This window comes from bacterium CG_4_10_14_0_2_um_filter_33_32, assembly GCA_002792735.1.
In the GTDB taxonomy this organism is placed as follows: domain Bacteria; phylum Patescibacteriota; class CPR2_A; order CG2-30-33-46; family CG2-30-33-46; genus CG2-30-33-46.
In genome coordinates, this window is record PFOW01000041.1 from 1 (window position 1) to 8,398 (window position 8,398).

Annotated in this window: 14 protein-coding genes and 1 tRNA gene; 14 read left to right on the top strand and 1 reads right to left on the bottom strand. The window is 32.2% G+C overall.

Going from position 1 to position 8,398, the window contains the following annotated elements; genetic code table 11:
* The 10 genes from COX95_02590 to COX95_02635 form a co-directional block, all read left to right on the top strand.
* Positions 1 to 277, top strand: a 277-nt coding sequence (locus COX95_02590) for a hypothetical protein (GenBank protein ID PIZ85925.1), incomplete at its 5' end; no start/stop codon positions are given.
* 211 nt (positions 278 to 488) lie between these two features.
* Entirely contained in the window at positions 489 to 1,472 is a 984-nt protein-coding gene (locus COX95_02595) for an LD-carboxypeptidase (protein ID PIZ85938.1), read from the top strand.
* Positions 1,473 to 1,529: 57 nt separating this feature from the next.
* Positions 1,530 to 1,829 carry a hypothetical protein gene (locus tag COX95_02600; GenBank protein ID PIZ85926.1) on the top strand — a complete coding sequence of 100 codons (300 nt, stop codon included), beginning with the start codon at positions 1,530 to 1,532 and terminating at the stop codon, positions 1,827 to 1,829.
* Positions 1,830 to 1,980: 151 nt separating this feature from the next.
* Positions 1,981 to 2,054 (top strand) — tRNA-His (locus tag COX95_02605).
* 24 nt (positions 2,055 to 2,078) lie between these two features.
* A complete protein-coding gene (locus tag COX95_02610) occupies positions 2,079 to 2,696 on the top strand; it encodes a hypothetical protein (GenBank protein PIZ85927.1) in 618 nt (205 codons plus the stop codon).
* Between the two features lie 16 nt (positions 2,697 to 2,712).
* On the top strand, positions 2,713 to 3,729 hold the full coding sequence (locus tag COX95_02615; protein PIZ85928.1) for a hypothetical protein: 1,017 nt from the start codon (positions 2,713 to 2,715) through the stop codon (positions 3,727 to 3,729).
* Positions 3,730 to 3,766: 37 nt separating this feature from the next.
* The gene (locus COX95_02620; protein ID PIZ85929.1) at positions 3,767 to 4,363 is read left to right on the top strand and encodes a hypothetical protein; all 597 of its coding nucleotides are present in this window, start codon (positions 3,767 to 3,769) and stop codon (positions 4,361 to 4,363) included.
* A gap of 2 nt (positions 4,364 to 4,365) precedes the next feature.
* Positions 4,366 to 4,821, top strand: a complete 456-nt coding sequence (locus tag COX95_02625; protein PIZ85930.1) for a DNA mismatch repair protein MutT — start codon at positions 4,366 to 4,368, stop codon at positions 4,819 to 4,821.
* Positions 4,822 to 4,847: 26 nt separating this feature from the next.
* Entirely contained in the window at positions 4,848 to 5,372 is a 525-nt protein-coding gene (locus COX95_02630) for an adenylate cyclase (protein PIZ85931.1), read from the top strand.
* Positions 5,373 to 5,395: 23 nt separating this feature from the next.
* On the top strand, positions 5,396 to 5,917 hold the full coding sequence (locus COX95_02635; protein ID PIZ85932.1) for a hypothetical protein: 522 nt from the start codon (positions 5,396 to 5,398) through the stop codon (positions 5,915 to 5,917).
* Between the two features lie 4 nt (positions 5,918 to 5,921).
* On the opposite strand, the gene COX95_02640 is transcribed toward COX95_02635, so the two are convergent.
* Positions 5,922 to 6,389 carry a hypothetical protein gene (locus COX95_02640; protein PIZ85933.1) on the bottom strand — a complete coding sequence of 156 codons (468 nt, stop codon included), beginning with the start codon at positions 6,387 to 6,389 and terminating at the stop codon, positions 5,922 to 5,924.
* Between the two features lie 69 nt (positions 6,390 to 6,458).
* On the opposite strand from COX95_02640, the gene COX95_02645 reads away from it, so the two are divergent.
* From COX95_02645 to COX95_02660, 4 genes are all read left to right on the top strand, one after another.
* On the top strand, positions 6,459 to 6,758 hold the full coding sequence (locus COX95_02645; protein ID PIZ85934.1) for a nucleotide pyrophosphohydrolase: 300 nt from the start codon (positions 6,459 to 6,461) through the stop codon (positions 6,756 to 6,758).
* Positions 6,759 to 6,766: 8 nt separating this feature from the next.
* The gene (locus tag COX95_02650; GenBank protein ID PIZ85935.1) at positions 6,767 to 7,279 is read left to right on the top strand and encodes a hypothetical protein; all 513 of its coding nucleotides are present in this window, start codon (positions 6,767 to 6,769) and stop codon (positions 7,277 to 7,279) included.
* The gene (locus COX95_02655; GenBank protein ID PIZ85936.1) at positions 7,276 to 7,551 is read left to right on the top strand and encodes a hypothetical protein; all 276 of its coding nucleotides are present in this window, start codon (positions 7,276 to 7,278) and stop codon (positions 7,549 to 7,551) included. Before COX95_02650 ends, COX95_02655 begins: the two co-directional genes overlap by 4 nt.
* Before the next feature lie 135 nt (positions 7,552 to 7,686).
* Positions 7,687 to 8,331: a radical SAM protein gene (locus COX95_02660; GenBank protein ID PIZ85937.1), complete on the top strand. Its 645-nt coding sequence runs from the start codon at positions 7,687 to 7,689 to the stop codon at positions 8,329 to 8,331.
* The last annotated feature ends 67 nt before the right edge of the window (positions 8,332 to 8,398 follow it).

Consider the following 8,398-nt stretch of genomic DNA (forward strand, 5'->3'; position numbering starts at 1 on the left):
AGGCGGAATAATTGCTTTAACTAAAGAAATGGTTTTGGAATATGCTCCGAAAAAAATTAATGTCAATTGCATCGCTCCCGGGGTGATTAAAACCGCGATGACAAAAGATATGATTACTGACCCAGCCACAAAACAATTTTTAGAGAGCTCAACTCCTTATCCTCGATTAGGTGAACTAGAAGACATTGCGATGGCCGCTGTTTATTTAGCGTCTGATGAATCAGATTTTGTCAATGGCGAAGTTTTAGTTGTTGATGGTGGATGGGTAGCTAAGTAGTTTTGTGTTTTGAATTTATACCGTCAATAATAAATCAAAAGAATTTACTGCAATGAGCTATGGTTAGCTCATAGAAAAACTTGAAATTGTCAAAGAGCGCGGCGAAGCCGCTTAATTTTTGGGGGGCTGATAGTCGCCGCCGCAGGCGGCGAAATGCGTTCGAACTATTTTAAGAATACAGCACCATAATTTTAAGTAGAGATTATTAATGATAATACCGGATAAATTACAACTAGGTGATGAAGTTAGAGTTATTGCTCCGGCAAGATCAATGGCTTTAATTAGTGATGAAGCAAAAATAATTGCCAATAAAAGGTTATCGGATTTAGGGTTTAAGGTTACTTTTGGCAAACATATTGAAGAAATGGACGATTTTGCATCTTCCAGTATAGAATCGCGAATTAAGGATTTACACGACGCTTTTGCGGATAAAAACGTAAAGGGGATATTAACTGTAATCGGCGGCTATAATTCCAATCAGTTGCTTAATTCTATTGATTGGGACCTTATTAAAGATAATCCTAAAATATTTTGCGGTTATTCCGATATTACAATTCTTCAAAACGCTATTTATAAAAAAACCGGTCTAGTAATTTATTCGGGCCCGCACTATTCATCTTTTGGGCAAAAAATTTATTTTGATTATACTTTGGATTATTTTAAAAAGGCTTGTATGGACAAAGATGATTATGAAATTTTACCTTCATCTGAATGGAGCGATGATATTTGGTATATGGATCAGGAAAAGAGGAGCTTAATAAAAAATGATGGTTTGTGGGTTGTAAATAACGGGCAAGCTGAAGGAAAAATTTTAGGCGGTAATTTGGGCACACTAAGTTTGCTTTTTGGAACAGAATTTATGCCGGATTTAAGTAATTCTATTTTATTTCTTGAAGATGATGCATATACAAAAGGTGCTGATGTGGTTGAATTTGACAGACATTTTCAATCATTAGTTCAGCAACCTAATTTTAACAAGATTAAGGGGATAGTAATCGGCCGGTTTCAAGTTGTCTCTAAAATGACTAATGATCTTTTAATTAAAATAGTTAAAACTAAAAAAGAATTAAACGATATCCCAGTCGTTGCCAATATGGATTTTGGTCATACCTCACCAATTATAACTTTCCCAATAGGGGGAGAGGCTGTAATGAATGCTGGCGAAAATTCTTCCATATCTATAACAAAACATTAATTAGAGTATTCGCTTGCTAAGGGTTGAATCCTTGGCAAGAATACCATAGGAGCACTTATGAAATTTATTAAATCTGGGCAGGGGACATTAGTAGAAGGCAAGGGTTATAAGAAAGACGTTTTTATTAAGAATGTTGATCTTATTTCAAATAAAGTTTTAGTGCAGATGATAATAATTGATCCGCACGGGATCGCCGGCGATCATTATCATAAAAAGACCACGGAGATTTTTTATTTCCTAGAAGGTAAGGGGATTTTTATTGTGGAAGGTAAAGAACATGAGTGTTTTCCGGGAGATATCCTTATTTGCGAAGCCAATGAAATGCATAGTACGCGGAATGAATCAGATCAAGCGTGAAAATATTTAGCTTTTAAAACCGATAATACCAATTTTGAGGGCGGCGATAGTTATTGAGTAGGTGAAAAATAGAGTAAAAAACTATATAATAAAGAAGTCTTAGTTTTTTAACTTTTTAATTTTTACTTTTTACTTTTAACTTAATTATATGGTGGCTATAGTTTAATGGTAGAACTGCGGGTTGTGGTCCCGCTAGCGAGGGTCCGATTCCCTCTAGCCACCCCAATTTAGATTTAAAAACTTAAGTTTATGAAAAAAATAATAATTGTTGTTGTTATTTTATTAGTTGCGTTACTTTTCGGAGCTAAACTTCTTATAAGGCCGGAAAGTAAAACTTTTACTAGTCGGGACGAAGAAAACATTAGATCATTATTTAACGTTTTATCTGATGTTAAGTTAGAATCTTTTTCTAATTCTCCGCAAACTGATGGTACTTTTGGTAGGGAAGGGCTTAACATTACCGCTATTTTTCAATTTAATGATGCACAATTTGCAGATTATCTAAAAAAGACAGAAGATAAAAGAGCTTGGGAGCCTGTTTCATTTAAGTTTAGATCACCAGAAATTGATAAAAAATTTACAGAAAAATCTTTAGAATGGAATAAAGCGCCCTTAACTTCGAATGCTCTAAAATCAAAAAAAGAACTTATTCTTAAAAATCAAATGGGCAGTGTCACTAACGGTATATATCGCTGTCATTTTTCTCGCTATCGTTATGATGAACTGCCTCATTATTTTAAAAGATATTCATGCGATGAGCCGATCGAAAAAATGAGCGAATCAATTGAATCACCGCAAGATTATGCATGGACAATCGGCGTCCTAGATATTAACAATAAAAAGCTTTACATTGAATATCAGATGTAATCAATAAGAGGTAAGTATGGACGAAAATAATTTATACCCAGCTCAGACAGGTATTAATAATTTTCAAGCAGATGCTGTATTTTCAGATAATAAGATAATAAAGAACATATTAACCATAGGTTTTTTGTTAATTTTCGTTTGGTCAATATATGGATTATATGTTCTTGTCGGTTTGGCTAGTGTACTAGGTAGGTCATCTGGAGATATCTCGTTTATCTTTAAGCTTTCTCCGATTATGTTTTTTCTTATTATGCCGTCTTCTATAGCATCTTTTTACTTTTTTTATATGATATTCAAAATAAGAACGATGAACAAGTCTTCTTGGGTATTGGCTATGTTTTTCCCATTAGTAGTTATTTTTAACATAATTATTACAAGAATTGCTTTAGGTTCTTTTTTATCGAAATTAAATCAAATTGCAGGTCAGGGAGATATTCCTAAAGTTTCACAGTTATCAATTTTAAACATAATAAGTTATTTATTGTTTTTTATAATGTTTATTTTATTAATAGTTAGTCGTAATAAGTTTAATAGCTATGAAGATAAAATATCAGGTACGAAGAAGATATTTTTATATATTTATGGAGTTATTATACTCTTGGTCTGCATAATTTTTATTGGTAATGCTTGGTGGGGTAGTTATGAAAAATCTTTTATCGGTTACTCCAAGATTGAAAGTATATTAGGTAAAAAACCGATTTATTTTAATTACATACCACAAAGTATAGAGCTTACAGGTATTCCAGGCAATAAGGTAGGTAACGAAAAAGCAATTTTAGTATTTAACAACCCAAAAAATGTTACGGACTTGGAAAAGCTTTTAATAGTTAACGAATCTACTATAAAGTCGGATCTAAAAGATTCCAGATTAGTAAACAAAAAAGGCAATAGTTACTATATTTTTAAAAGTGAGAGTAAAGAGCGAACAATACTGATTTTCGAAAAAAATGGCGTTTGGGTATCAATGGCTACTATTAAAAAATCATATATAACAGATAATGAATTATTTAAGATAGCAGAATCAGCTAGATAATAATGTTACAAAAAAAATTAACTAAAGGGAAAGATTGATGAGCAAGACTAATACAAAAGTAGAATATTTTCGATCTTGCGTTGAATGCCATAAAGAAATAGACGCAGAATCCGAATTTTGTCCTTTTTGTGGTGCTGTATTAATGAGATCAAGTGGTAAAGATATCAGCATTAAGACAAAAGATAAAGGCAACGAAAAGCCAGTAAAAATGACAGTTTGGTTAATGGTTGGTGGATTGCTAATGTTAGCTTTTATTATCCGTGTATATTTATTCCTTGTTTTGCCACTATGGTTTTTGGGTCAGAGGAAATATCTAAATAAACTACATTCAAAACAGAAAATATCTACATATCCATTTGTTGGGGCATATTTAATTTTTATCTTGGTTGAATTTATTGCACACTATTTAGTTATTAAATATTCGGATTACGGAACTTCTCTTTTAGTATTAATTTCCGGATTATTATTTATCCATTCAATATTTATTTATCAATCTTTAAAAATTAAAAATGTTCTAGTAGAACATTTTAAAGATTATCAAAAAAAGGGTGTTAAAATATCCAATTTATGGACCATTTTATTCGGCTTTCTATATCTTCAATTAGAAGTTAATAAGTTATTTTATGACGAGTAATTATGTCACAAGAAAAACTAATAAAAGGGAAAGATTATATAGGTGTTGGTTCGGGGGCAATGATTTTTAATTCCGAAGGCAGAGTATTTATCGCTAAGAGAGGGTCAAAGGCTAGAAACGAAAGAGGTAAGTGGGATTTTCCAGGCGGAGGCGTTAGATTTGGTGAGAAATGTGCAGATGCCGTAAAAAGAGAAATCAAAGAAGAACACGATTTTGAAATAGAAGTTATCGAGCTATTAGAAGTCGTTAATCATATTTTAAAAGAGGAGGGACAGCACTGGGTTTCTCCTTCTTTTGTTGCAAAATACGTTTCTGGTGAACCTAAAATTATAGAGCCTGAAAAATGTGAAGAAATAAAATGGGTTGAATTAAAAGAAATCCAAGTTGATACTTTATCTTCCGCAAGCCGTTCTAATTTTGAAAAATATATTGAAAAATATGGCTACCTATCACCATAAACCGATAAACCATTAAGCTAAAAATTATGTCATTAATAAATATCGAAATTAAAGCAAAATCAAACAATCAAGACCTTGTTCGTGAGATTTTAAAGTCCAATAACGCGGATTTTAAGGGTACTGATCATCAAATAGATACTTATTTTAAAGTATCTAACGGCAGACTTAAACTGAGGAAAGGAAATATTGAAAATCAGCTTATTTTTTATGATAGAGAAAACAAACAAGACCCTAAAAAGTCTGATATAGCTTTATTTAAAACAGAGTCGAACATTTCTTTAAAGGAAGTGTTAATAAAATCTTTGGGCGTTTTAGTGGTTGTGGACAAGCAAAGAGAAATTTATTTTATTGATAATGTGAAATTTCATATAGATACAGTAAAAGATCTGGGTACTTTTGTGGAGATAGAGGCAATAGGCGAAAATGAAAAAGCGGATAAGGACGAACTATTAAGACAATGTAAGTATTATATGAAATTATTCAAAATATCTGCCGAAGATTTGATCTCGGTTTCTTATAGTGATTTATTGCTTCAAAAAGGCGACAGCTAGATTTATATGAAAGGTGTATATTAATGAAAATTACTTTAGCTATGGCAATATCTCTAAATGGATATATTGCTGATAAAAATGGTAATGAAGATTTTTTATCGCATGTGCATTGGGAATCTTTTTGTGAACTTGTGAACGAATATGGTTGTTTTATAGTGGGTAGAAAAACTTATGATGCTGTAAAGGGATGGGCTGACGGTTATAGCTTTGATGATTTTAAAGACGCTGTGAAGATTATAATTACGCGCGACCCAAATTTTGCGGTTGGCGAAGGCTATCAGATTGCCAGTTCCCCTCAAGGGGCTGTGAATATACTAGAAAAAAGAGGTTTTGATAAAGCGATTGTTACGGGAGGATCGGAAATAAATACTGCATTTGCTAAATCTGGTCTTGTTGATGAAGTAATATTAATTACTGAATCTGTATTAATTGGAGAGGGGATTCCACTTTTTAGCCTTGCCAATTTTATCTTAGAGCTATCTCCGATTGAATTTGAAAAACTAGGCGAAAATATAACACGCGTTCGATATAAGGTAGTTAAATAGATTATTATTTTTCCAAAGGCAGATTAGCTTGTTCCCAACTCAAGATGCCGTTTTTTAAGTTATAGACATCTTTAAAGCCTCTTGCGATTAGGCTTGTTGAGGCAGTGCGGCTTCTGTTGCCACTATGACAGTAAACTAATATTTTTTTATCTTGCGGCAAAGGGTTTTTATCTAAAGTTTTATCAAAATCATTTATCGGAATAAGTTTTGCTCCTTTGATATGACCCGTATCATATTCTTCTTTAGTTCTAACATCGATAATTTCTACTCCGCCCTTTTTGATTAATTCATTAAACCCTGAAGCGCTAACATTATTATAAGTATTCAATTTTTTCTCCTCAGCGTTGGTTTGATTATTACTGTTTTGACTGTGGCCTGTATTACGATTAGCAATTATAAATATAGCCGTAAGAACAATAACGTTTATAGCTATTAGAAGATATGTAATAAGTGTTTTTGGTTTAATCTTCATTCCTATTAAGATACCAAAAAATATCAGATTTAGCGAGATGGGGAGATTATTTTGTGGTAAAATATTTTTATGAAGAAATATCAGGAAGAATTAGATAAATCTTTTAAAGAAAATGGATGGGAGTATTGGACTCCTTACCAAATTTTAGCTCGTTTAATGGAAGAAACAGGGGAATTAGCCCGCTTAGTTAATCATTTGCATGGCCCTAAAAAGAAAAAGGATTCAGAAAAAGAGCAAGATGCCGAAGAAAAAATCGGAGATATTATTTATACTTTGATTTGTTATGTAAATTCCAATGGTTTGGATCTAGATAGAGCCATCAGAAAAAGCTTGGATAAAGTGAAAAATAGAGATAAAGGAAGATATTAATAAATCTAATGCTAAGTATTCACGAAAAACAATATAAATTTTGTCCTTCTTGCAAGAATCCATTAAAGCTCAAAGAGATTGATGGAAGGAAAAGGCTAAATTGCACAAAATGCGGTTTTATATTCTGGAATAATCCAAAATCAGTTACAAGCATTTTATTGCACAAAGGCAAAGACATTCTTCTTTTGAAAAGAGCCAAAGAACCTCTTAAAGATTATTGGTGTTTTCCTGGCGGATATGTAAATTACGACGAAACAGTTGAGCAAGTGTTAAAGAGAGAAGCAAGCGAAGAGATTGGCGTGTCAATTAAAATCAATGGTTTGATAGGTGTATATAGAATAGATAATGATCCAAGGGGCATTAATTTAGATTTAATCTACGAAGGGGAAATTGCTAAAGGAAAAATTAGATTATCAGATGAACATTCTGAATATAAATTTTTCTCACCTGATAAGCTACTTTTAAAAATTGCCTATAAACATCAACAGGCGATCGAAGATTGGAGGAAAAATAGCATATGAATTTAGAAGAGAAGGATAAAAAATATTTAGGGAGAGATGTTTCTGCGACTCCAATTGAAATTGTAAGTTCAAAAGGAAGCTATTTATATGATAGCCAAGGAAAAGAATATATTGATTTTCTGATGGGTTGGAATGTTGGAAATATCGGTTGGGGGATTGAAGAAGTAGAGAGTAAGATTAAAAATTTTGATGGTCCCACTTATGTACTTCCTGGTTTTCTATATAAACCATGGGCAGACTTAGCTGAAACTTTAGCAAATATTACTCCATGATAAAATTAATTTATGATAATCAAAGAAATAAAGGCAAAGCAAATTCTTACAAAAAGCGGGATTCCAAGCGCTGATTACGTGATAAATTCATATGTTGGATGTTAGCATTCTTGTGTCTGGTGTTATGCAAGATTTATGAAGAGGTTCACTAACCATTCTGAAGAGTGGGGCAGTTTTGTTGATGTAAAAATAAATGCGCCCGAAGTTTTAGAAAAAGAGCTTAAGAAGACTAAGCCTAAAAATATATTCCTTTCCAGTGTTACTGATTGTTACCAGCCAATAGAGCAAAAGTATCAGATAACAAGACAGATTTTAGAGATTTTATCTGGGTATGATATTCCGGTTTCAATCCTTACCGAATCAATTCTAGTTTTAAGGGACATTGATATTTTAAAGAAATTTAAAGATATAGAGGTTGGTTTTACCTTGGTTTTTGATGATGACAAAATCAATCGGCTATTTCAGCCATATTCATCCCTGCCATCACAGAGAATTGATGCTTTAAAAAAACTAAAAGCAGCAGGGGTCAAAAATTACGTTCATTTAGGTTCGATTATGCCTAAAATTACTGATATGGAATCGATTTTTCAAAAATTATCAGACAATATTGATTCAATAATGGCTGAAACATTAAATGTTAAAGGAGAAAATTGGATCGGAGTGTTTAGAGCTTTAAAAGAACATTTTTCTGAATTAGTTAAAGAATATCAGTATATTTTTTTCAAAAAGGATAATTTTGGTGAACAAAAAGCAACGCTGAATAAGTTACGAAACATTTGAGACTCCTGCAAATAACTAAGGAGTTTCCAATATGCATATCAAAGCCTTGTGGTATAAGACTAATTTG